We start from the raw sequence: 23813 nt of genomic DNA, 5'->3' as shown, positions 1-23813 counted from the left end.
GGAGCGATCGTGAATCCACGGGAGCGTTACTCCCTCACGGCCTACCAGCAGGACATCTGGGCCGCGAACTCTCTCTTTCCGGAACTCCCGCAGTTCAACTGCTTCATCACCGACCGGTTCACCGGTGACGTGGACGTCGACCTCCTCAAGACGTGCCTGCGCCGTGCGGTCGACCGCAATGACGCGTTCCGGATCCGGATCGACCCGGAGGAGGGAACGCCGCGCCAGTGGACCGAGGACGAGGCGTACGACATCCCGACGATCGACCTCTCCGACGCCCCCTCGCCACGGGACGCCTGCACGACGTGGATCAAGGACGCGTTCGACGTGCCCTTCGAGGTGGAGCGCGGTCGGCTGTTCCGGCTCGTGGTCCTCAAGGAGGGCGAGGGAGTCTTCCATTCCTACGTCAAGGTGCACCACATCGTCGCGGACGCCTGGGGCCTGAACCTCTTCATGTCCCAAGTCCGCGCCGAGTACGACCGGATGCGCCGCACCGGGCGGTTCGAGGAGCCGTCCGTGCCGTCGTACCGGGAATTCACGGAGGAAGAGCGCCGCTACCGTGCCTCGGACGACCACGCGGAGGACCGGGCCTATTTCCAGGAGCGGTTGCGGGGTGTCGCACCGGCCCTCTTCCGCCGCTCGGCCCCCGCCGGATCGCGTAGCAGCGCCCGGCACAGCTTCCTGATCGAACGCGGCGTCATCGACAGCATCCGCGAACGCGGCCACTCGGTCTTCGCGTTCGTCGCGGGCGCCTTCGCCGTCTACCTGTCCCGGGTGCACGGCAGCGACGAGGTCGTCCTGGGCGTACCGCTGCTGAACCGGCCCACCACCGCGCAGAAGCAGACCGTGGGCCACTTCGCGAACACCCTGCCGCTGCGGGTGACCGTCGGCGAGGACCGCACGATGAGCGACCTCGTCACCCAGGTGCAGGCCTCGACCCGGGAGCTGAAACCCCACGAGCGCTTCTCCCTGGGCGACCTGCTGCGCTGCGTCCCCCTCCAGGAGAGCGGCCCCAAGCGGCTGTTCGACACCACCCTCGCCTATCTGCGCTGGCCCACTCCGCTGGCCGTCGAAGGCGTGCGGTACGAGACCGTCGTGCAGGCACGCGCCCACGACGACGACGTGCTGGCCGTGGTCGTCAACGAGCTGGACGACGTCGGTGACGTCCTGGTCGACATGGACTACGCCCTGGACGTGTTCGACGCGGACTTCCCCGTGGAGTCGGTGGCCACCCACATCGACGCGATCCTCAAGGGCGCGCTCGCGGGCGCGGACCTGCCGCTGTCGCGGATCGCCATGACCGGCGAGGAGGAGCGGGCCGCCCTGATCGCGACGGGCACCGGCCCGGTGCGCGCGTTCACCGAGGACGCCACCGTCCACGCGCTCTTCGAACGGCAGGCGGCGCGGACGCCCGACCGGGTGGCCGTCGTCACCGACGACCCCGCTCGGTCGCTGACGTTCGCCCGGCTCGACGGCTGGGCCAACCACATCGCGCAGCGGTTGCGGGAGGACGGCGTGCGCACGGGCGACCGGGTCGCCGTGGTGGCCGAGCGCGGCCCGCACCTGGTCGCGGCGCTCCTCGGCGTCCTCAAGGCGGGCGCCGCCTACGTCCCCGTCGACCCGGACCACCCCGAGGAGCGGGTCCGGTTCGTCCTGGCGGACAGCCAGGTGACGGCGGTACTGCTGGGCGGCACCGTGCCCACCGCCCTGGTGGGCGACGCCGTGCCCGTACGGCGCCTGGACCCCGCGGCGCCCACCGCGCCCGCCGCCCCCGTCCCGCGGGGCGGGCCGCGGGACCTCGCGTACGTCATCTACACCTCCGGCTCCACCGGGCGGCCCAAGGGCGTGCAGATCGAGCACCGCTCCGTGGTGAACCGGCTGGAGTGGATGCAGCGCCGCTACCCCATCGGCGAGGGCGACGTCCTGCTCCAGAAGACCCCGGCGACGTTCGACGTGTCGGTGTGGGAGCTGTTCTGGTGGGCGCTGACCGGCGCCGGTCTGGCGCTGCTGCCGCCCCGGGGGGAGCGCGACCCCGACGTCATCCTCCGCACCGTACGGGCCCACCGGGTGAGCGTGCTCCACTTCGTGCCGTCGATGCTCGGCCCCTTCCTCGACCTGGTCGAGGAGGACCCGTCCCGAGCGGCGGACGCGGCCTCCCTGCGCCAGGTGTTCTGCAGCGGCGAGGCGCTGACCCCGGCCCAGGTGAACCGCTTCAACCGGGCGCTCTCGGCCGCCGGTGCCCCGGCCCCCCGGCTGACCAACCTCTACGGCCCCACCGAGGCCACGGTCGACGTCACGTACCACGACTGCCCCGGCGCGACGGACGGCGAGGTGCGCCGGGTGCCGATCGGGCGACCGATCGACAACATCCGGTTGTACGTGGTCGGCGCGCACGGGCACCTCCAGCCCACCGGCGTCGCCGGTGAGCTGTGCGTCGCGGGCGTGGGCGTGGCGCGCGGCTACCTGGACCGGCCCGAGCTGGACGCCGCGGCGTTCGTGCCGGACCCGTTCACGCCCGGCGGGCGCATGTACCGGACCGGCGACCGGGCGCGGTGGCTGGCGGACGGCACCCTGGAGTACCTGGGACGGCTGGACGACCAGGTCAAGATCCGCGGCAACCGCGTGGAGCTGGGCGAGGTGGCCAACCGCCTGGCGGCCTGCCCGGGCGTGCGGGACGCCCTCGTGGTGGACCGGACCACCCCAGGCCGCGGTGTGCACCTGGTGGGCTACTACGTCGCGCACGAAGGGGAGGAGGCGGTGGAGGCGGCCCGCCTCCGCTCCCAACTTCTGGAGTCCTTACCGGAGTTCATGATCCCGGCGTACTTCGTGCGGATCGACCGGATACCGCTGACCGCCAACGGCAAGGCCGACCGGCGGCGGCTGCCCGCCCCCAGCGTGGAGACGGACACCGGCGCGCGGACGCCGTCCAACGAGACCGAGGCGAAGCTCGCGGCGGCCTGGGCGGCCGTACTGGGAACCGACGCGGTCGGCGTCGACCAGGACTACTACTCCCTGGGCGGGGACTCCATCCAGATGCTCCGCATCCAGGCGGAGGCACGGCGCGCGGGCGTCCACTTCACCCTGGCGGACCTGGTCCGCAACCCCACCGTCGCCGGGCTCGCGGCGGTCGCGACGACCGCGCCGAGACAGGAGGACGACGCACCGCTCGCACCGTTCGCCCTGGTCTCGGGCGTCGACCGGGCACGGCTGGCCGGCCTGGCGGACGCCTACCCCGCCACCCACCTGCACCTGGGCCTGCTCTACCACAGCCGGGAACACGAGGGGTCGTCCGTCTACCACGACGTCTTCCGCTACACGTTGAAGTCGCCGTGGGACGAGCGGGCGCTGCGCCGCGCCTTCGACGGCCTCGTACGGCGCCACCCCGTGCTGCGCTCCGCCTTCGACCTCGGCGGCTACTCCGAACCCCTCCAACTGGTGCACCGGGAGGCCGACGGCGGACTGGACGTCGTGGACCTGCGCGGCCTCGACGAGCGGGAGGCGCGGGACGAGGTGGACCGGCACGTCCAGGAACGGCGCTACCACGCGTACCGGCTGGACCGGCCGCCGCTGTACCTGTTCCGTATGCACGTCCTGCGCGACCGCCTGGAGCTGGTGTTCAGCTTCCACCACGCGATCCTCGACGGCTGGAGCGTGGCCACGCTGGTGCGCGAACTGCTCCAGGACTTCCTCCACCACGCCGGACAGCCCGTCGCCGCCGTCCCGTCGCGGGAACTGCCCTCGCCCGCCCTGTACGTACGCGAGGAGCGCCGGGCCCTCGCCTCACCGGAGAGCAGGCGGTACTGGCAGCGGCTCCTCGACGGCGCCGAACTCGCCCAGCTCGACGGGCTGCGGCCCTACGAGCCCGCGGGCGACACGGGCCTCGTCGTGCACCAGGTCGAACTGCCCGACGGCCTCGCCGACCGGGTGGGCCGCCTGGCGCGCGCCCACGGCCTGCCGGTCAAGTCCCTGCTGCTCGCGGCGCACTGCCTGACGCTGCGGCTGTTCGCCGACGTGGCGGACATCACCACCGGCCTGGTGACCGGCGGACGGCCGGAGCGCGCCGACGCCGAACGGATCACCGGGCTGTTCCTGGAGACACTGCCGCTGCGCCTGGACGCCCGCCCGCGTTCCTGGCTGGACGCGGCACGCGCGGTGTACGCGCAGGAGCGGGAGAGCCATCCCCACCGGCGCTACCCGCTCAGCGCCATCCAGCAGGACCGCGGCGGCGCCGTCGTCTTCGACACCGCCTTCAACTACGTCGACCCGCACGTGCTCACCTCGCTCTTCGAGGGCACCGGCATGGAGCTGACCGAGTTCACGACCTGGGAGGAGACGAACTTCAAGCTCCTGGTCAACGCCGTGGTCGACCCGGTGGACGAGCGCCTGTGGCTGCGCATGGACGCCGACGGGCGCACCTTCTCGCGCTCCCAGGTCGAAAGCGTCGGACAGGCGTACGTCGCCATCCTGCGGCGCATCACCGAACAACCCGAGGAGGACGTGGACTTCGCCTTCCTGGGCGGCGGGCAGGTACCCGCGCGGCCCGCGGGGGAGGCGCCCCCGGACGTCATCCGGCTGATCGAGGAGCACGTCGCCCGTACGCCCGACGCGGTGGCCGTCAGCAGCGGTACGCGTAGCTGGACGTACGCCCAGCTCGACCAGGCCGCCCACCGGATAGCCCACGGCCTCGTCGGCGCCGGGGCGCGCGCCGGTTCCACCATCGGCGTCGCCATGGACCGCTCGCCCGAGACCCTGGCGACCGTCCTGGGCGTCGGGAAGGCGGGAGCCACCTGCGTCCCGCTCGACGTCAGCTACCCGCGGGCCCGGCTCGCGGTGATGACCGCCCAGGCCGACCCGCTGTGGATCGTCACCAGCGAGACGCACGCACCGCTCTTCGACGACCCCTCCCGGCTGCTGTACGTGGACCGGCTGCTCGCCGCCGAACCGGACCCGGGCGGCACCGCGGAACTGCCGGAGATCACCGGCGAGACCGTCGCCTACCTGCTGTTCACCTCCGGGTCCAGCGGTGAGCCCAAGGGCGTCGAACTCCCGCACCGGGTGCTCGCCAACTACATGCGCTGGCAGGTGCCCTCCGCCAGCGGCGCGGCGGGCGGCAAGACCCTCCAGTTCGCCCCCCTGAGCTTCGACGTGGCGTTCCAGGAGATCTACTCCACCCTGTGCGGCGGCGGCACCCTGCAACTCCTCGCCGAGGACGAGCGGCGGGACATGCCAGCCCTGCTCAGGCTCCTGGACCGCGAGGAGGTGGAGCGCGTCTTCATGCCCTACGTGGCGCTCCAGCAGCTCGCGGAGACCTCCCAGGCGCTGGGCATCCGCCCGCGCGCCCTGCGGGTGGTCATCTCCTCCGGTGAGCAGCTCCGGATCACCGACGAGATCCGCCAGTTCTGCGCCGCGCGGCCGGACACCGTACTGGAGAACCAGTACGGGCCGACCGAGACCCATCTGCTCACCCACCACACCATGACCGGTGACCCGGCCCGCTTCCCCGACCTGCCGCCCATCGGCGTCCCCGTCGACGGCATCGAGCTGCACCTGCTCGACAGCTTCATGCGGCCGGTCCCCGCGGGCGCCAAGGGAGAGATCTACGTCGGCGGGGTGTGCCTGGCGCACGGCTACCGCGACCGTCCCGACCTGACCGAGGAGCGGTTCGTCCCGCACCCGTCCGGTGAGCCCGGCGCCCGCCTCTACCGCACGGGCGACCTCGCCCGGGTCATGCCCGACGGCAACCTCGCCTGGCTGGGCCGCGCCGACTCCCAGGTGAAGGTGCGCGGCTTCCGGGTCGAGCTGGCCGAGGTCGAACTGGCCATCGCCAAGCTCGCGGAGGAGCAGTCCGGGTCCGGCATCCGCGAGGCGGCGGTGGTGTCCCGGCGCCGGGAGGGCGGCGACGCGTTCCTCGCGGCGTTCCTCGTCGGCGACCCCGAGGCCGTGGACCTGGACGAGGTGCGCGGCCGGTTGCGGGCGGTGCTGCCCGACTACATGGTGCCCTCGCACCTGGAGTGGCTGGCGAGCCTGCCCCTGACACCCAGCGGCAAGCGCGACGACGCCCTGCTGCGCCGGATGCCGCTGTCCGCGCCGACGTCGGACCCCACCGAACCCGCCGACGAGCACGAGAGGGCGCTGGTGGGCATCCTGGCGGAACTGCTGGAACTGCCCGCGCTGGGCGTGCGGGACAACTTCTTCGACATCGGCGGCACCTCCCTGACCGCGATGCGGCTGGTGATGACGATCGAGAAGCGCTACGGCGTCAGCGTGCCGCTGTCGGCGTTCGTCGCCGCCCCGACCGTCGCCGGGCTGGCCAGGCGCCTGCGGGGCAGCGACGCGGCGGCCCGGTTCGACCCGGTCGTGCCCATCCGCACCGAGGGCGACAGGCCGCCGCTGATCCTGGTCCACCCGCTGGGCGGCCACGTGCTGTGCTACGTACGCCTCGCCCGCCACCTGCCGCAGGACCAGCCGGTCTACGCGCTCCAGGCGTGGGGGACCGTGCCCGGCACGGAGCCGCTCAGCTCGGTCCCCGAGATGGCGGCGGGCTACCTGGAGGCCGTGCGGCGCGCGTGCCCCGAAGGGCCGTACGTGATCGGCGGCTGGTCCTTCGGCGGTTTCGTCGCCTTCGAGATGGCGCGCCAGCTCCGCCGCGGTGACCCGGACGCCCTGCACGGGACCGTGCTGATCGACCCGATCGCCGTCAAGCGGGGGGAGCGGCCCGACATCGCCGACCACTCGCTGCTGGAGTGGTTCTTCTGGGAGCTGCTGTGGATGGAACGCGGCGGCACCGCCCCGGTGGTCTCGCTGCCGGACGGGCTGGCGGAGGAGGCCACGTTCGACTTCATCGTCGGACACGCCACCCAGGCGGGTGTCCTGCCCGCGGGCAGCTCGCGCACCACCGTGCGGCGCCTGTTCCAGATGTTCAAGGCGCACTGGCGGGCGATCCTCACCTACCACCCCGAACCGGGCGACGAGGACGTGGTGCTGCTGCGCGCGACCTCGGAGCTGCCGGAGATCCTCCAGCCCATGCACGGGGCGGCACGCAGCCTGCACGAGGACCCCACCAACGGCTGGGGCGATTTGACCACGGGCCGACTCCAGGTGGTCGACGTCCCCGGTGACCACCTGGTGCTCCTGGAGGAACCGCACGTGCACGTCGTTGCCGAGCAGCTCGTACAGGCGGTGGCCGACCGACCGGGCCGACGACCGTCGGAGAGGAATGGGACATGACCGAGTTCCCCCCACGCAAGGCCCTCATCGTCGGATCGGGCGTCGGCGGCCTCGCCGCGGCGGCGGCGCTGCGCCGGGTGGGCGTCGAGGTGCGGGTCTTCGAGCGGGCCCCCGAGCTGCGCCCTGGCACCACGGCGGTGTCGCTGATGTGCAACGCGGTCCTGGCGCTGCGCGAGCTCGACATCGACATCGCCCCGGGCCTGGACAAGCGCGGCGCGGTCTTCGACGAGCTCACGTTCCGCACCCGGCGGGGCCGTCCGATCAGGGCGCTTCCGTTCCGGGAGGTCTCGGACCGGCTGGGGGCGTCGAACTACGCCGTCCACCGGGCCGATCTCCAGCAGACGCTGCTGGACGCCCTCGGGGACGAGAGCGTCATCGAACTCGGCGCCGCGGCGACGGGGTTCGTCAGCGGCGACGAGGGGGTCGAGGTCACCTTCGAGGACGGCAGGACCGCCTCGGGCGACCTCCTGATCGGCGCGGACGGCTTCAACTCCGCGATCCGCCGCCAGGTGGCCGACGCCGACGCCGACGCACCGCGCCCCGGCCACTACGCCTGCTGGCTGGCCACGGTGCCCTTCACGCACCCGCGGCTGAGCAAGGGCTACGCGGCGCACTACTGGGGGCGTGGACAGCGCTTCGGCCTCGCCGACATCGGCCGGGGCCGCGCCTACTGGTGGGCGACGAAGAACGTGCCCCCGGGCGCCTCCGGACACCTGCGGCGCGGCAAGCAAGGGCTCGCGGGCCTCTTCGCGGGCTGGGCCGACGAGGTGCGGGAGGCGATCCGCGTCACCCCCGAGGAGTCGATCGTCCACATCACCGCCCAGGACCGCCCGTTCCTCCAGCGGTGGGGCACCGGGCGCATGACCCTGCTCGGTGACGCGGCCCACCCGATGCTCGTGAGTCTGGGCCAGGGAGCGGCGCTGGCCATCGAGGACGCCGTCGTCCTCGCCCAGCACCTGCGGGCTACGGCGGACCCGGTCGCGGCGCTGCGCGGCTACGAGGACGAGCGCAGGCCCCGGACGGAGGGGCTGGTCGCCGCGGCCCGTGCGCTGAGCGAGACCGAGCAGTTGGAGGGCTTCTTCCCCGCCCTGGCGCGCGACCTCTACTTCCGGTTCGTACCGCTGTCCAAGCTCACCAGCCAGAACGAAGCGGTCCTCACCTGGCCCCCGCTGGGCTGACCCCCCTCACCTGGGCGAGGGCACGAGCGAGGTCCAGCGCACGGTGATCGCGAGGGAACTGGGGCTCCCGGCGGCCTGAGTTCTCGTCCCAGGACGGGACCGTGCCCGCCCGGAGGGCTTCCGGGCGGGCACGGGTGTTCAGCCGTGGGTGGTGCCACTCCGGGTGGAACCCGGCGCCGTGACGCTCACACACGGGTCCACTTCTGGTTGGCCTGGCCGTTGCAGGTCCACAGCACCAGCGGGGTCCCGTTGGCGGTGGCGGCGCCGTTGGCGTCGAGGCACAGTCCGGAGTGGACGTTGCGGATCGTGCCGTCGGAGCCGAGGGTCCACTTCTGGTTGTTCTGGCCGTTGCAGGGCCAGGTGATGACCCGGGTGCCGTTGGCGGTGCCCTGGTTGTAGGCGTCCAGGCACTTGTCGCCGTAGACGCGGATCTCGCCGCCCGCCCAGGTGGTCCAGAGCTGGTTGGCGGCCGTGTGGCAGTCCCACAGCAGGGTCGTGGCGCCAGCGGCGGTGGAGGCGTTGTCCACGTCCACGCAGCGGCCGGAGCCCTCGCCCCGCAGGCGTGAGGTGGTGGCGGCCAGCGGACTGCCGCCGCTCACCCGGTACACGGCGACCCCGTGCGCGGGGACGCTCGCCGAGATCTGCCCGGACGTGCTCGACGCACCGCCGGTCCACAGGTCGGTGAGGGTGAACGCCCCGCCGCTCAGGCCGACCTGGGCCGCCGTCGTGGTGACCGTCGCCGTGCTCCCGCCCCGGTTGAACAGGCCCACCGCGACCGAACCGTCCGCCAGGGGCTTGGCGAACACCTCGGTGTTGCCGTCGTCGCGCACCCGGCGTCCGCCCGCGCCCAGGGAGTCCTGGTTCACCGCCAGCAGGCGCGGGTTGCGCAGGATCGCGCTGACGTCGGCGGACATCGTGCGGATGTCGTTGCCGGCCATCAGCGGGGCGCTCATCAGCGCCCACAGGGCGAAGTGGGAGCGGGACTCGGTCAGCGACAGGCCGGGGCGGCCGACGACCAGCATGTCGGGGTCGTTCCAGTGCCCCGGGCCGGACTGCGCGGCCAGCGGCGCGTTGACGTCCACGACGTTGCCGACGCCCATCGGGTAGCTGTTGGTGTTGCCGTTCTGCCAGATGTCGAGCAGGTCCTCGGTCGTCCGCCACAGGTCGGCGACCTCGCCCCAGTTGTACGTGGACCCCGTGATGGCGTGGAAGCTGTTGGGGTTGATGCTGTAGACGATGGGCCGACCGGTGGCGCGCAGGGCGTCGCGCATCAGCGTGAACCGCGCGACCTGCTCGTCCCGCGTCCCGCTTGAGGAACACCAGTCGTACTTGAGGTAGTCGACCCCCCATGAGGCGAACGTGTTGGCGTCCTGGACCTCGTGGCCCCTGCTGCCCGTGGAGCCCGGGTACGTGCCCACGGTCTGCGCGCAGGTGCGGTCGCCCGGCACCTGGTAGATGCCGAACTTCAGGCCCTTGCCGTGGATGTAGTCCCCGAGGGCCTTCATCCCGCTCGGGAACTTCGTCGGGTTGGCCCGCAGGTTGCCCTGCGCGTCCCGCTGCGGGTCGAACCAGCAGTCGTCGACGACCACGTAGCGGTACCCGGCGTCACGCATCCCCGAGGACACCATCGCGTCGGCGGCCTGGCGGACCTGGGCCTCGGTGATCCCGCACCCGAAGCTGTTCCAGCTGTTCCACCCCAGCGGCGGGGTGAGCGCCGGACTGCCCGGCGCGGCGGTGGCAGGGGACTGCGCTGAGGCCGTCACGGCCGCGGTCACCGTCAGCGCGGCGGCGGTGAGGAGGCGGAACAGTCGTCTGCCTGATCGTCTGAGCACCCGGAGCTCCTTCGGCAGGAGAGAGGGACAGGGGGGTTCGAAATTTCGGTCAACGTTCGGAAACTTTTGATGCCTCACGGATACTAGAGAGGCGTCCGGTCCTGTCAACACCCCTGGGAAGCACAGGTTTTGGCGCGTTATCAGCTCACGACTGATGCGAAAGGGCTGACGCGGCGCGCCGGGTTCCTCTTCATCCGTCTGCTCCGTCCACGACAGCGGCTCGTCGCGGCTGGGCGCCCAGTCCGCGTCGTCCGCCTCAGCCTCGTCCTCGTCGTTCTCGTCGTCGTAGAAGCGGTCACCGGAGGCGAGGTCGTGGAGGGCTGTCCAGCCGTGGCAGCCGACGGGCGTCGCTGCCGGATCGCCCGGGATCATGAGGAGGCCCACGTCAGGGGCGTACTTGATGGCTTCGCGGCTCGACATGGGTGGACTATGTCAAAAGCATATGCACACTAGGGAAGCCGTGCCCAGGTGCCGAACCCGCGGCGCCGGGACCGACTTAGGATGGGCGGTCATGAGCAAGTCACCCGCACGGATCCGGCTCGCGGATGCCGCCTTCGCCCTCTTCGACGAACGCGGGTACGAGCAGACGACCGTCGACGACATCGCGGAACGGGCGGGAGTCGGGCGGACGACGTTCTTCCGGCACTACCGGTCCAAGGAAGCGGTCATCTTCCCCGACCACGACCGGATGCTGGAGCTGATCAAGGACAGGCTCGCGACGTCCAGCCACAGCACCGCGCTGGTCGCCGTCTCCGACGCGGTCCGCCTGGTGCTGCTGCACTACGTGGAGGAGGGCGACCTCGCCCGCCGCCGGTACGCGCTGACCAGCAAGGTCGCCGTGCTGCGGGACCGGGAGATCGCCAGCGTCGCCCGCTACCAGCGGCTGTTCCGGGAGTTCATCGCCGAGTGGATGGGGGACCCGACGGCCTCCGCGTCGCTGCGGGCGGAGTTGATGGCGGCGGCGGTCGTCGCGGCCCACAACCACGTGCTGCGGCGGTGGCTGCGGGACGAGTCCGCGGACCCGGTGCGGGAGGTCGACGAGGCGATGCGGGAGGTGCTCGCGCTGTTCCCGGCGCCCGCCGAGCAGGCCGCCACCCGCGACGGCGGCACCACCGTCGTCGCCTTCCGCAGCGGACAGGACCTCGACGCGCTGCTGCCGTCCCTGCGGCGGCTGATCGAGGGCACCGCCTCCGGCCCCTGAGCCACGCCCGGCCGTCTGCCCGCGCGTCCCCTTCCGACCCGCCCGCCCCCGCGGGACCACCAGTCGCGATGAGCGGGGCGCTGGGGGCGGGTGCTCGGCGCGGTGGCGGACGGCACGGGAGTGCGCCTGCGGATGCGCGGGGCCCGCGGCACGCGGGGGCGCGCTGCGCCTGGGCGGTGGACGCGACGGGCCGCCGCGCGACCCTCGCCAGGCGCCGGGCCGCCCCGCTGCGCCAGGACCGGCTGATGGCCGTACACGTGCTGCTGCCCCGCCCGGGACCGCCGGGTGCCGAGGCGTCCGACACCGAGTCACGCATCCTCATCGAGCCGGTGCCGGGCGGGTGGTGGTACACGGCGCTGACCCCGGGCGGCCGGATCGCGGCCCATCCGACCGACGCCGACCTCGTCGAGCCCGCGCCGCGCACCCCCGAGGGGTTCCTGCGCGCCGCCGCCCGCACCCGGCACCTCAGCGACCGGCTCACCACCGTCGACCGCGGCCACCCCCCCCGCTATCGCGCTGGACCCCCGCCCGCCCACGGACTGCGCCTGACCCCCGGCTGTGGCCCGGGAAGGATCGCCGCGGGGGACGCGGCCCTCGCCTTCGACCCGCTCTCCTCACAGGGCATCCTCACCGCCCTGCACACCGGGCCCGCGCCGGGCTCGCGGTTCCCTGTGCCGCGCGGGCGTGCCGCCACGGCCGGTCCTGGCCGCGTACACCGGCTTCCTCGACGGGGTCGCCGCCGCCCTCGAAGATCCGGACCCCGGTCCGGATCCCCGCCCCGCCCCGCCCCACCCCGCTCACGCACTCCCCACCCCGCTCTGGGGGTTCCGCACCATGTCTTCGCAGCCACACGCAGTCCTGGACGCCGCCGAGATCACCCAGGCCGTACAGGACCTCAACCACTCGGTGACCCTGATCGCGGGGAAGACCACCGTCGTCCGGCTCTACCTCAGGAGCACCTCGGGTCCGGCGGTCTCCGTGCGGGGCGCCATCGCCGTCCGCCGCTCCCCGGCGGAACCGGCCACCACCGTCACCTCGATGAACGCGATCACCCTCGATCCGGTGCAGCCCCCCGACCTCGCCACCCGGCGCGGGGACGCCGGTCTCAGCCTGAACTTCGTGCTGCCCAGCTGGCTGACGACCGAGGGCGCGCTCAGCGTCAGCGGCGTCAACGTCGTCGACGCGGCCAGCGGCGTACCGCTGCCGCTGACCGGCCCCGCGGGCCCCACGGTCTGGTTCAGGGCCGGGCCGCCGCTGCGGGTGCGCGTCCTCGGGATGCGCTACCGGTACGGGGACCCGCCCACCGTCCGCGCCCCGAGGGAACTGGACTACCAGGCGCTGCTGTCCTGGCTGAAGCGCGCCTACCCCGTGGCCGACGTCATCAGCAGCCGCGGCGAGGTCGACGCGCTCGCCCCGCCCGACTTCCTCGCCGTCCAGGTCAACGCCCAACTCGCCGCGCTGCGCGCCCTGGACATGAGCGCGGGCGGCGACCAGCGCACCCACTACTACGGGCTGGTCGCCGACAGCGGGTTCTTCATGCGGGGCGAGGCGTCCGGCATCCCGGTGCTCCCCGACGCCGCCACCGTCGCCTCAGGGCCGACGGGCAGCGCCACCTTCGGCTGGGACTTCGACGGCGTGTACGGCGACTGGTACGGCGCCCACGAACTGGGCCACACCTTCGGACGCAAGCACCCCGGCTTCTGCGGCGAGAGCCACAGCGACCTGCTGAACTACCCGTTCGAGAACGGCCAGCTCGGCGACGCCACCCACGGCTACGTCGGCTTCGACGTCGGTGACCCCACCCTCGGGCTGCCCATGCGGGCGCTGCCGGGGGAGCAGTGGCACGACGTGATGACGTACTGCGCCCGGCAGTGGCTCAGCTCCTACACCTACGACGGCATCCGGCTGCGGCTGCTGGCCGAGGACGCCCTGGTGGCGGGCGGCGCACCGGCGGCCGAGCCGGTGCCCGTGCCCGCCCCGCCGCTGTGGACGACGGCGTCGGCGGCGGGGACCGGCACCGGCAGCGGTCGGCCCGACGAACGCAACCCGGCGCGCACCGTCACCACGGTGCGGGAGCCGGGCCCCGCCGGACGCGCCGCGGGCCCCGGACCGGACGGCGGGACGGCCGGACGACTCGTGAGCGTCGTGGGGACGGTGAACCTGACCCGTCGGGAAGGCGGCATCCAGTTCGTGAACCCGGTGGCCCCGGCCGCCGTGCCGCCGAGCCTGGCGAGCGGTCCCGCGCACGGCGACGAGGAGAGCGGCCCCACGGCCGTACTGCGCGTCCTCCAGTCGGGCGGGGCCCCGCCGCGGGAGATCCAGGTCCCGGTCAAGCTCGGCTCGGAACCGGAGCCGGGCGGCGACCGGACCGGTCTGATCGACGCGGTGACACCGGCCGGACCCGCCCCCGAGGCCGTCGAACTGGTCCTCGACGGTGAGGTGGTGGACACCTTCCACCCCGCGGGCGGCCCGCCCCGGCTACGGGCCGCGCGGGACGCGGGCGTCGCCGACGGCATGGTCCGCATGGCCCTGGAGTTCGACGAGGACCCCGAGGCGGGCTACTCCTACTCCGCCCAGGTCAGCGCGGACGGCGGCCGGACCTGGCGCACCGTCGGCGTCGGCCTGAAGGAGCCCACCGTCGACCTGGACCGACGCCAGTTCGGCCCCGGGGACGACGTACGGCTGCGCATCACGACGACCAACGGGTTCACCAGCACGACGGCCGAGACGAGCCTCTCCGGCGGCGGCGCCCCGGGTTAGGGCGCGCTTGACGTATCCGCCGGGTCAGGGCCCGCTGACGTAGTCGTCCGTCACCCCGTGCAGCGCCGCCTCCTCCGCCGGGCGCGGATGGGAGTCGTCGACGCGGTAGGAGAGCTGGTCGAGGACGCTGACGACGCCGCCCAGGCGGCTGGTCATGCCGACCGCCACGGCGGTGTCGCTGCGCCGCTCCAACTGGCCGGTAAGCGTGACCACGCCGTCGTGTACGGCGATGTCGACGGCCCGCGCGGGCACGCCGAGGGTGTCGGTGAGGACCTTCCGGCTGATCTCCCGCCGGATGTCGTCGTCGCTGCTCAGGAACACCTGGAGCAGCTCACGGCGGGTGACCATGCCGACCAGCCGGTCCTCCTCGTCGACGACGGGCAGCCGTTTGACGCCGTGCTCCGCCATCAGCCGCGCCGCCTCGGGGACGGGGGCCTCGGCGTGCACGGTGACGGCGGGCGCCGACATCACCCCCGCCGCCGTCCCGTCGCCCGAGCCGCGCAGCACGAGGTCCCGTTCGGCGATCACCCCGACGACCCGGTCGTCCTCGTCGATCACCGGGAGACCGCTGACACGGTGGTCCCGGAGTCTGCGGACGACGTCCCGGAGCGGGGTGTCCCGGTCGGCCGTGACGACGTCACCGACCATGACCGCGCCGATACTGGTGGCCTTCATCGCTGTTCCTCCTCGACCGGTCGCGGGCCTCGTCAGCGGCCCTGGATGGCGGGCCCGCGCTCGTCGCGGGCTCCTCCACTCCAGGTTCCGTGGCGCGACCCCCGGCACACAGGGGCTGAGCGGGCCCCGCGCCGGGCCGATCGGCCCACCCCTCCGCGCCCCGACCGTCCCGGTGCGGTGGCCTCTCGTCCGGGAGCGGGGTGAGCGGCCTGGACCGGGACCAGTGCGGGCCGAGGTCGTCCAGCGTCCAGCCGAAGGGGTAGCTGCGCGGCCTGGGCCGACGCGGCAGCCGCTCCGGGCGGGGCGGCAGCAGCCGTATCAGCGCGGCCCGCAGCCGCAGGGCGCGATGGGTGGCGGTCCGCAGCCAGCGCGGCTGCCGGGGGAAGCCGAGCGCGGTGAGCAGCGGCTCGTCGAGTACGGCGAGCGAGGCGCGGGCCGCCAACGGGCGTAACGGGCGCGGGTACCAGTCGGTGAGGATCCGTAAGGTGGCCGCCGCGACCCGGCGGTTGGCGGGATCGTAGGCGAACATCTCCCGCTCGTAGGCGTCGTGGAGCCGCTCGAACCCCGCGTAGGTGTCGGGGATGCCGGTGATGCCCATCATCTCGCCCATGCGCCGCCCCACCAGCGCGAGGCTCTCGGCCTCCTGCCAGCACAGCGGGCGCCAGCCGTACCGGTCGATCCACCGCTTCGGGCCGACCACCGTGGTCGCCAGGACGTACAGGTAGTCCTCGTTGGGGATCTGGTAGCGGCCGTGGATGCGGTTGAGGTGGCGCAGGGTGGCCCGGCCGTGCGCGGAGTCCATGCCGTCGCGGACCATCTCGTACGCCATCAGCACCGTGTCGTCGTAGCGCTTCTGTCCGGCGCGCTCGAACTCCTGGGTGCGGTCCAGGAGCCGGGAGATGCGGGGGACGCCGTAGTCGCGCAGGAAGGCGACGGAGACGCCGTTGAGGTAGTCGCGGGGGAACTCGTACTGGGTGATCCAGCGGAATATCCGCTCGTGGTCCTGTCGCGGGTCCATGTGCCGGATGCGGCGGAGTCGGCGGTAGCGTCCCATGGGTTCCTGCTCCTCTCGGCGCGCGCTGCGGTCCCGTTCATGAGCCGGAGATACAAAAACTATTGACTTGTCTCAGGGGGGCGTCAAGAGTCCGGACGGAGAGGCCCGGCCGGTGGGCGACGGTCACCGGCCGGGCGGGACTGACCCGCGGCGGGGTCAGCCGCTGGTCCACGCGTGCGCGACGTCCACGACCACCCGGTCGGTGAGCGTCAGCACACGGAACGGCAGCCGGGCGCGGACCCCGAGCCCGAGCTGGGTGTCACCCTCGAAACTCCCGACGAAGCGGGCGTCCCGGAAGGTCCGGTACCCGGTCAGGTCGACCCCGGGCAACGGGCGGCCCGGCCGTGCCGGATAGGTGGGGACGCCGGTCTCCGGGTCGTAGGAGGGCGCCATCACCCGCACCTCCAGGACGGCTCCGCCCGCGACGGGTACGACCTGTCCCGAGCCGTCCTGGCGGAGCTGGTCGACGTACCTGACCCAGTAGCCGGTGCCGGTGCCCGCGCCGGGGACGTCCACGACCATCCGGTCGTAGCAGTCGTGACGGCCGGTCCTGACGTTCGTCAGCGAGGCGGTCGCGGTCGCGGCGCCGACCTTGTCGAGGCTGCCCCAGCCGGTGGGGCACGCCGTCTGGGCGACGGTGGCGGAGGTGGCGGAGGCGGTCTGTGCGGGGAGGACGGGGACCGTCAGTGCGGCGCTCAGCAGCGCCAGCGACACCCAGGTTGTTCGGCTTCGTCTCATGGTGTCCCCCAGTGGAGGGAAGGGTGCTGTTATCGGGTGAGACACGCGCCTTGCCGCAAAGGTTGTGCTACGCCCCACCGAAGCTCCGCAAGCGGCAGCCGGAATTCCGTGCCGGAATCCCGGGAGAAGTCAAGGGATATTCCGTGCACATTCCCGTTGACTGAGGTTCGCTCGTGCTTCCCCGTGCACCCGTGCGCCCCCGCGCTCAGAGGATTCAGTGCGCCGTACCCGGGTTGGACTGGGCAGAACATGAATTCAAGCGCATGTCGGTGGGGGGACGCCGATTTCCGTGTGTCGACTGAGGCAGGGGGTATTCGATGACCGATGCCATGACCGAGCCGCAGCGAGTATGGACAGTGGGTACTGCGCCAGGCATATTCCCGTTCGCCAGCCATGCTATTGCCTTGTTCCGTCGCCCGCTGGATTTCCTGAGTTCCCTTCCCGCGCGCGGTGATCTCGTCGAGGTCCGGCTGGGCCCCGTACGCGCCTGGATGGCCTGTCATCCGCGCGTGGTCCACCAGGTCCTCATGGACCCGCACACCTACGACAAGGGAGGTCCCCTCTTCGACCGGCTGCGCGCCCTGATGGGCGACGGCCTCGTCACCTGCCGCCAGGACGCGCACCGGCGCCAGCGCAGGCTGGTCCAGCCCGCGTTCCGCCCCGCCCGCGTCGCGGAGCACGCCCGGCTGACGGGACAGGAGGCGCGGGCCGCGTCCCGCGCCTGGCGACCGGGCCAGCGGGTCGACGTCACCGCGGAGATGATGGCGCTGACGACCCGGGCCACCAGCCGGTTGCTGTTCTCCGGCTCCCTGGACGCCGGGCGCTCCGCCACCGTGCGCGACTGCCTCGGCGCCGTCGTGCGGGGCCTGTTCGTCCGCACGGTGGTGCCCTTCGACGCGCCGTTCAAGGTGCCCACCCCCGCCAACCGGCGCTACCGCGACGCCCTGGCCCGGCTGCACGCCCTCGTCGACGAGATCATCGCCGAGCGCGGGCGCGGTGGCGCCGCGTACGACGACCTCCTGGCCACGCTGCTGGAGGCCGCCGACGGCGCGACCGGTACCGCCACCGGCGCCACGCCGCCCGGCGAGCGGGAGATCCACGACCAGTTGGTCACCCTGCTGCTCACCGGAGTCGAGACCACGGCGATGTGCCTCGCCTCCGCCTTCGCCCTCCTCGCGGACCACCCCGAGGAGGAACGACGGCTGCACCAGGAGGTCGACGACGTCCTCGCCGGTGACCGAGCCCCGGACCACGCCGACCTGGCCCGGCTCGGCCACACCCGACGCGTCATCACCGAGACCCTGCGCGTCCAGCCGCCCGGCTGGCTCTTCACACGTGTCACCACCCGGGACACCGAACTCGCCGGACAGCGGCTGCCCCGCGGCACGATCGTCCTGTACAGCCCCTACGTCCTGCACCACGACCCCGCGTCCTTCCCCGACCCCGAGGCGTTCCTGCCTGACCGCTGGCTCCCGGAGCGGGCCGCCGGGGTGCCGGGCGGCGCGATGCTGCCCTTCTCCGCGGGCAACCGCAAGTGCGTCGGGGACAGCCTCGCCGTGGCCGAGGCGACCGTCGCCCTCGCCGCCGTCGCCGCGCGCTGGCGGCTGCGCCCGCCGCCCGGCCGCCGCCCCGTGCCACCACGGCCCGCGGTGACGCTGGGCCCCCGCTCCCTGGAGATGATCTGCGCACCGCGCCGCCCCGTACCGGAGTCCTGACCGCCTGAAAGGAAGTGACCCACGGTGCACACGGTCCACACGGTCCACGAGGAGATCCCGGCCGACGCAGCCGGGGAACCACGCACCCGCAGTCTCAGGGAACTCGTCGACGACACGCTCTACATGCCCTTCCCCTTTCAGAGCCACCCCCGGCAGTCCGAGGCCGAGGCGGGCGTCACCGAGTGGCTGCGCTCCCGCGGCCTGACGGAGGACCCGGCCGTCGCCGACATGATCGACCGGACCCGCCCGGCCGAACTCGCCTCCTACAACAGCCCGTCCGTCGACCTGGACATCCTCCAGATCGTGGCCAACCAGATCGCCTACCAGTTCGTCTTCGACGACACGGCGGAGGAGGTGGGCCGCCGGAACCCCGGCCAGCTCCTGCCCATGCTCTGCGAGAGCGTCGCCATCCTCCGCGACGGCCAACCACCCACGACCCACCTCGGCGCGGCCCTGTCCGACCTCTACCGCCAGGTCCGCGAGCGCTGCACACCGGCGCAGGCGGCGCGGTGGGCGTGGCGCAGCCGGGAGTACGTCCACGGCCTGCTGTACGAGTCGGTCGCCCAGACGCAGGCCGGGCCCGTGGAAGTGGGCCTGTGCTGCTCCGTCCGCGCGCTCATCGCGGGCGTCGAGCCGTTCTACCCCCTCTACGAGGCCGCCCAGCCCCGGGAACTGACCGACGCGGAACTCGACCACCCCGTGATGCGGCGCCTGGAGCGGCTCTCGGCCGACGCGGCGGTGTGGATACCGGACCTCTTCTCCGCGGTGAAGGAGCAACGCACGGGCGGGCTGATCAACCTGGCCCTCGCCTACCAGCGGGCGGGGTGCTTCACCCTGCCGGAGGCCGTCAGTCTCGCCGTCCGCAAGATCAACGGAACGATTGAACAGATCGAGCGGCTGTACCAGGAGATCGAACCGGAGCTGACACCCGCCGGAGTCGGGTATGTGGAGGGCATGATCGGCTGGATACGCGGGTGTTACTACTGGTCCCGCACCGTGCCCCGGTACGCGGACGCCACCAAGGTGGCCGCAGAGGTATCAGGGAGGGTGTAACGGGCGTAACCAAGGGACGCTACCCGAAGAGCGGACCACAAACCCCAAGCTGCTGGTATTTCACTCGTTCCTGTCAACCTCGCTTGGCAACCCGGGCATCGTGCCCGCAGGACCGGCGTACGCTCGGCGCTTACGTCCGAGGACCAACGACAGGAAGCGAAAGTGCACATGGTGCATGGGTCGCGGGAACCGATCGGCGAAGGTCGCCCACTGGTCGAACGTCAGCGGGAACTCGACGCGCTCGCAACCGCCTTGTCGGAACTCCACGGCGCGGCCCACGCCGTGGCACGCGCCCGGCACGGAGGACTGCTCGCCTTCACCGGGCAGGCCGGACTGGGCAAGACGGCGCTCATCACGGAAGCGCGCGCCCGTGCCACGGCCCTGGGCTGCACGGTGCTCTCCGGCCGGGGCGGGGAGACCGAACAGGAACTGGCGTTCCACGTGGTGCGCCAGTTGGTCCAGCCGGTCCTGGCGGCGATGAGCGAACCGGAACGCCGTGCCTTCCTGGGCAGTTGGTACGACATCGTCGCCACCGCCCTCGGTCTCGAAGCCAAGGACACCCCGCATACGCCCGACCCGACGGGTGTCCGCGACGGCCTGGACTGGGTCATGACCCGGCTCGCGGTGCTGAAGGCTCCCGTCGTCCTGCTCCTGGACGACCTGCACTGGGCTGACCTGGAGTCCCTCGGCTGGCTGACCGCCTTCGCCGCCCGCGCCGCGGACCTTCCCCTGCTGATCGTCGCCGCCTTCCGGCCCGACGAACTGCCCGCCGGGGCAACCGCCTTCCGCGCGCTGTTCACCGGGCACGCCGCCCGCCCCCATGCCCTGGTACCGCTCACCCCCACCGGTGTCGCGCGCATCGTGCGGTCCAAGGTGGGGGAGAGCGCCGAGGACGAGTTCTGCCAGGAGTGCTGGGAGGTCACCGGCGGCAGCCCGTTCGAGACCGTCGAACTCGCCATCCGGCTCGCGGAACGGAGCGTGCAGGGCACGGAGGCGGAACTGCCCGTCATGCGCGACCTGGCGTCCGAACTCAAGGGCCCGGGGCTGGTCGAGCGACTGCGGCAGCTCGGTACGGCCACCGTCCGCTTCGCCGAGGCCGTGGCTGTGCTGGGCACGCCAGCGAGGCCGGACCTCGCCGCGGGCATCGCGGTGGTCGGCGACAGCGAGGCCGCCATGGAGGCGATCCGCAAGCTGCGTGCCGCCCGCATCCTGGCCGAGGAGGACGGACCGGGCGGCGGCCTCGAATTCGTGCACCCGCTGATCGCCACGGCCATCTACCGCTCCATCAGCCCGCACCTGCGGGTCGGTATGCACAACGCCGCCGCGGTGTCCGTCCGGGCCGCGGGCTACGGACCCACCGCCGCCGCGCGCCACCTGCTGGAGGTCCCCTGCGAGGGGAAGCCCGAGGCGGTCGAGTGCCTGCGGAAGGCCGCCCGCGAATACCTCCGCGCCGGTGCGCCGGAGGCCGCCCGGCGCCTGCTCACCCGCGCGCTCCAGGAGCCGCCCCTCCCTGAGGACCGTGCCGCGCTGCTGCACGAACTCGCCTGCGCCACCTTCCTGATCGAACCCACGGCCACCGTCACCCACCTGCGGGAGGCGCTGGCCGAGCCCGACATCCCGGCCGACCTGCGCGCCTCCATCGTCTACCGGCTGACCCAGGCGCTGGCCCACACCGACCGCGTCGCGGAGGCCGCGACGGTGGCCGCCGAGGAGGTGAACAACGCGCCCAACCCGCGCATCCGGCTGCGGATGCGGGCCGACCACCTCGTGTGGAGCGCGTTCCGCACCGACGAGCCCGACTCCGCCGCCCGCTCGCGCAGGCTGACCCGGCTGGCCGAACGGCTGGCCGACCGCCAGGGACTGGAGGAGCGGTACATCCTCGGGCTGCGGGCCTGGGACGCCCTGGTGCGAGGCGAGCCGCGGCACACCGCTCTGGGGTGCGCCGAGAAGGCCCTCCACGGCGGGATGAGCTGGACCGACGAGAACCGTGGCTTCGAGGTGCCGGTCTCGGTGGCGCTGGTGTTCATGCACGGCGACCAGCCGCGCCGCGCCGAGGAACTGTTCATCAAGGGCATAGCCGAATGCGAGGGCAAGGGCTGGCGGGGCTCCCACCTGGCCCTGGGGCAGGCGCTCTTCGGGTACATCCGCTACCGGCGGGGCTCCCTGGCCGAGGCCGAGCACTACGCCAGCGAGGGCCTCCGGACCGCCGAGCGCGTCGAAGGTGCCGTCCCCGCCCAGTGGTTCGCCATCGGGATCGTGGTCCAGACCCTGCTCGCCCGGGGCCGCACCGCCGACGCGCGGCGGCTCGTGGACTCCTACCGGTACGGCGAGGTCGTGCCGAACGCCGTCATCTACCCCGACCCGCGCACCGTGTACGCCGAGCTGCTCATCGCCGAGGGGCGCTACCCGGAGGCGCAGCGGCTGCTGACGGAGGTGGGGGAGCGGCTGGACGCGCGGGGCTGGCGCAACCCGGGGTGGTGCACCTGGCGGCTGGACCTCGCGGACGCGCTCGCCCCGACCGACCCGGAGCGGGCGGTCCGGCTGGCCCGGGAGGCCGTCAAGCTGGCCCGGGACTTCGGCGCCGCGTCGGTGATCGGGCAGGCGCTGCACACCGAGGCCCGGGTGACCGGGGGACCGGCCGCGCTCGAACTGTACGAGGAGGCCGTGGAGCAGTTGCTGACGTCACCGGCCGCCTACGAGCTGGCCCGCGCGCTCATCGGGCACGGCGCCGCGCTGTCCCGGACCGGCAGGGTGCAGGAGGCCGCCGACCGGCTCTACCAGGGCCTGGAGGCCGCCGTGCACTGCGGTGCCGAGGCGCTGGCGACGCGGGCGCGCGGGGAGCTGGCCGCGGCCGGGCTGCGACCGCTGCCGCTGCGGTACGCGCAGACCGACACCCTCACCGCGCGGGAGCGCGAGGCCGCCGAGCGGACGGCGCTGGGCCACCCGCTGGCCGTGGTCGCGAAGGACCTGCGCCTGACCGAGCAGGGCGTACGGCAACTGCTGTCCGCCGTCTACCGGAAGATCGGCACCGACGCGACCGGGCTCGCCAGGGCCCTGGAGACGTTCCCCCGGCCCCGCGAGTGACCGCCTGGTCAGCCGCTCACGGCGCGCCGATCGTCCCGGCGTGGGCGAGGAGCTGGTGCAGCAGGTGGGAGGCCGTGATCACGCCGAGCAGCCGGGTGCCGTCCGGCGTCCGCTCCGCCACCGCCACCACCGGGCTGTGCACCCGTGCCATCAGCGCGGCCACCTCAAGGGCGGTGTCGTCGGGGTCGGCGACCGGCGGCGGCGCCGCCCTGCCGGGCAGGCAGTCGCCGACCCGGCGGCCCACCAGCGCCAGGCAGAGCCGGTCGGCGTGCGGCTCGTCGACCACGGCGGCGAGGGCGGGGTCCTCCACGACGTAGTTCGGCACCAGCATCTTGATCATCTCGGCGGCGGGCAGCACCGCCCGCGGGGCGCCGCGCCGGTCCAGCACCAGCAGTCCGGGCAGGCTGTGCTCGGCCATCAGCCGGGCCGCCGCCAGCGCGTCGCTGTCGACGTCCACCGTCTCGTAGTCGACCACCAGTTCACGGGCACGCACGGCACCCTCCTCGTCTGCCCTCGGCGGGCGGCACGGCCAACGGCGTACCTGTCCGCACCCAGCGTCGTACACCGCCGGGTGCCCGGCCAGGGGACGGACGGCACGTGTTCGGGGGCGGTGCCGTTCGGGGCGGGCGGGAGCACACTGGAAGGGTGCCGTCGGTGCTCACGAGGGGGTGTCGGCCGATGCCTGCGTCACGGCGTGCCAGGGTGCGGCTGTGGCGGTGGCGGCGCAGTCCGCTCAGGCGGCGCTGCGACGTCATCGAAGCCTGGGTCGTGCTGCTCGGCTGGGTCCTCGCGCTGCTCGGCGGGGCGCTGGCGGGCATGGCGGCGGCGCACGGCGTGCAGCGGGCCGCCGACGCGCAGCGCGCCGAACGGCAGCGGGTGACGGCGGAACTCGTCGAGGACGCGGGCGACCAGGTGCCGTCCCGGGTGCCGTCCGACTACCGGGTGTGGGCGACGGTCCGCTGGACCGACCGCGACGGCCTGACGCGCACGGACGAGGCGCGGGTACCGGCGAGGTCCGCGGCCGGGAGCGAGGTCGCCGTGTGGACCGACCGGGGCGGCGCTGTCGTGCCGGAGCCGCTGAGCGCGGGTGAGGCGCGGATGCACATGGCGGCGGGCGGGGTGCTGACGGCGCTGGGGACCGGGGGAGCGGTCCTGGTGACGGTGTGGCTGGTGCGGCTCGGTCTGGACCGGCAGCGGATGGCGCGCTGGGAGGCGGACTGGGAGCGGTTCGACACCCCGCGCGGCTGGAAGACCGGCTGACGCCGTGCCGCGCCGGGTGGTGGTCCGGCACGGCAC

Annotated in this window: 12 protein-coding genes and 1 pseudogene; 8 read left to right on the top strand and 5 right to left on the bottom strand. The window is 73.2% G+C overall.

Annotated elements, in window-relative coordinates; translation table 11 throughout:
• Positions 1-9 precede the first annotated feature (9 nt).
• Positions 10-7227: an amino acid adenylation domain-containing protein gene (locus tag ACFQZ6_RS03145; RefSeq protein ID WP_381604805.1), complete on the top strand. Its 7218-nt coding sequence runs from the start codon at positions 10-12 to the stop codon at positions 7225-7227.
• Positions 7224-8405, top strand: coding sequence for an FAD-dependent monooxygenase (locus ACFQZ6_RS03140; protein WP_381604804.1), 1182 nt, complete (start codon positions 7224-7226; stop codon positions 8403-8405). The genes ACFQZ6_RS03145 and ACFQZ6_RS03140 overlap by 4 nt, the downstream gene beginning before the upstream one ends.
• Before the next feature lie 185 nt (positions 8406-8590).
• Here the strand turns inward: ACFQZ6_RS03140 and ACFQZ6_RS03135 are convergent, their stop codons facing one another.
• On the bottom strand, positions 8591-10237 hold the full coding sequence (locus tag ACFQZ6_RS03135) for a glycoside hydrolase family 27 protein (protein WP_381604803.1): 1647 nt from the start codon (positions 10235-10237) through the stop codon (positions 8591-8593).
• A 511-nt stretch (positions 10238-10748) separates the two neighbouring features.
• Between ACFQZ6_RS03135 and ACFQZ6_RS03130 the strand changes: the two genes are divergently transcribed.
• Both ACFQZ6_RS03130 and ACFQZ6_RS03125 read left to right on the top strand, forming a co-directional pair.
• On the top strand, positions 10749-11438 hold the full coding sequence (locus ACFQZ6_RS03130) for a TetR/AcrR family transcriptional regulator (RefSeq protein WP_381604802.1): 690 nt from the start codon (positions 10749-10751) through the stop codon (positions 11436-11438).
• An 834-nt stretch (positions 11439-12272) separates the two neighbouring features.
• Positions 12273-14198 (top strand): hypothetical protein, encoded by a 1926-nt coding sequence (locus ACFQZ6_RS03125; RefSeq protein ID WP_381604801.1) that lies wholly within the window; start codon positions 12273-12275, stop codon positions 14196-14198.
• Positions 14199-14222: 24 nt separating this feature from the next.
• On the opposite strand, the gene ACFQZ6_RS03120 is transcribed toward ACFQZ6_RS03125, so the two are convergent.
• The 3 genes and pseudogenes from ACFQZ6_RS03120 to ACFQZ6_RS03110 form a co-directional block, all read right to left on the bottom strand.
• On the bottom strand, positions 14223-14873 hold the full coding sequence (locus tag ACFQZ6_RS03120) for a CBS domain-containing protein (RefSeq protein ID WP_381604800.1): 651 nt from the start codon (positions 14871-14873) through the stop codon (positions 14223-14225).
• Between the two features lie 184 nt (positions 14874-15057).
• Positions 15058-15927, bottom strand: a pseudogene (locus ACFQZ6_RS03115) (oxygenase MpaB family protein); the annotation flags it as partial.
• Positions 15928-16083: 156 nt separating this feature from the next.
• The gene (locus ACFQZ6_RS03110; RefSeq protein WP_381604799.1) at positions 16084-16665 is read right to left on the bottom strand and encodes an AMIN-like domain-containing (lipo)protein; all 582 of its coding nucleotides are present in this window, start codon (positions 16663-16665) and stop codon (positions 16084-16086) included.
• A 509-nt stretch (positions 16666-17174) separates the two neighbouring features.
• On the opposite strand from ACFQZ6_RS03110, the gene ACFQZ6_RS03105 reads away from it, so the two are divergent.
• The 3 genes from ACFQZ6_RS03105 (at position 17175) to ACFQZ6_RS03095 (ending at position 22517) form a co-directional block, all read left to right on the top strand.
• A complete protein-coding gene (locus tag ACFQZ6_RS03105) occupies positions 17175-18380 on the top strand; it encodes a cytochrome P450 (RefSeq protein ID WP_381604798.1) in 1206 nt (401 codons plus the stop codon).
• 24 nt (positions 18381-18404) lie between these two features.
• The gene (locus ACFQZ6_RS03100) at positions 18405-19433 is read left to right on the top strand and encodes a (-)-alpha-amorphene synthase (protein WP_381604797.1); all 1029 of its coding nucleotides are present in this window, start codon (positions 18405-18407) and stop codon (positions 19431-19433) included.
• A gap of 168 nt (positions 19434-19601) precedes the next feature.
• Positions 19602-22517: an ATP-binding protein gene (locus ACFQZ6_RS03095; protein ID WP_381618027.1), complete on the top strand. Its 2916-nt coding sequence runs from the start codon at positions 19602-19604 to the stop codon at positions 22515-22517.
• 16 nt (positions 22518-22533) lie between these two features.
• Here ACFQZ6_RS03095 and ACFQZ6_RS03090 read toward each other — a convergent pair whose 3' ends face one another.
• On the bottom strand, positions 22534-23010 hold the full coding sequence (locus ACFQZ6_RS03090) for a CBS domain-containing protein (RefSeq protein WP_381604796.1): 477 nt from the start codon (positions 23008-23010) through the stop codon (positions 22534-22536).
• A 185-nt stretch (positions 23011-23195) separates the two neighbouring features.
• Here ACFQZ6_RS03090 and ACFQZ6_RS03085 point away from each other — a divergent pair, with 185 nt between their 5' ends.
• Positions 23196-23777, top strand: coding sequence for an Rv1733c family protein (locus ACFQZ6_RS03085; protein ID WP_381604795.1), 582 nt, complete (start codon positions 23196-23198; stop codon positions 23775-23777).
• Positions 23778-23813 lie beyond the last annotated feature (36 nt).

Source organism: Streptomyces flavalbus, assembly GCF_042674625.1.
GTDB lineage: Bacteria > Actinomycetota > Actinomycetes > Streptomycetales > Streptomycetaceae > Streptomyces > Streptomyces flavalbus.
Note: the sequence above shows the minus strand (reverse complement) of the source record. Positions and strands in the feature narration are given on the sequence as shown.

What these genes read in the sequence shown, in the direction of transcription:
- ACFQZ6_RS03140 (WP_381604804.1), top strand. Translation starts at nt 7,224, where the DNA reads ATGACCGAGTTCCCCCCACGCAAGGCCCTCATCGTCGGATCGGGCGTC.
- ACFQZ6_RS03130 (WP_381604802.1), top strand. Translation starts at nt 10,749, where the DNA reads ATGAGCAAGTCACCCGCACGGATCCGGCTCGCGGATGCCGCCTTCGCC.
- ACFQZ6_RS03125 (WP_381604801.1), top strand. Translation starts at nt 12,273, where the DNA reads ATGTCTTCGCAGCCACACGCAGTCCTGGACGCCGCCGAGATCACCCAG.
- ACFQZ6_RS03120 (WP_381604800.1), bottom strand. Translation starts at nt 14,873, where the DNA reads ATGAAGGCCACCAGTATCGGCGCGGTCATGGTCGGTGACGTCGTCACG.
- ACFQZ6_RS03110 (WP_381604799.1), bottom strand. Translation starts at nt 16,665, where the DNA reads ATGAGACGAAGCCGAACAACCTGGGTGTCGCTGGCGCTGCTGAGCGCC.
- ACFQZ6_RS03095 (WP_381618027.1), top strand. Translation starts at nt 19,602, where the DNA reads ATGGTGCATGGGTCGCGGGAACCGATCGGCGAAGGTCGCCCACTGGTC.
- ACFQZ6_RS03085 (WP_381604795.1), top strand. Translation starts at nt 23,196, where the DNA reads ATGCCTGCGTCACGGCGTGCCAGGGTGCGGCTGTGGCGGTGGCGGCGC.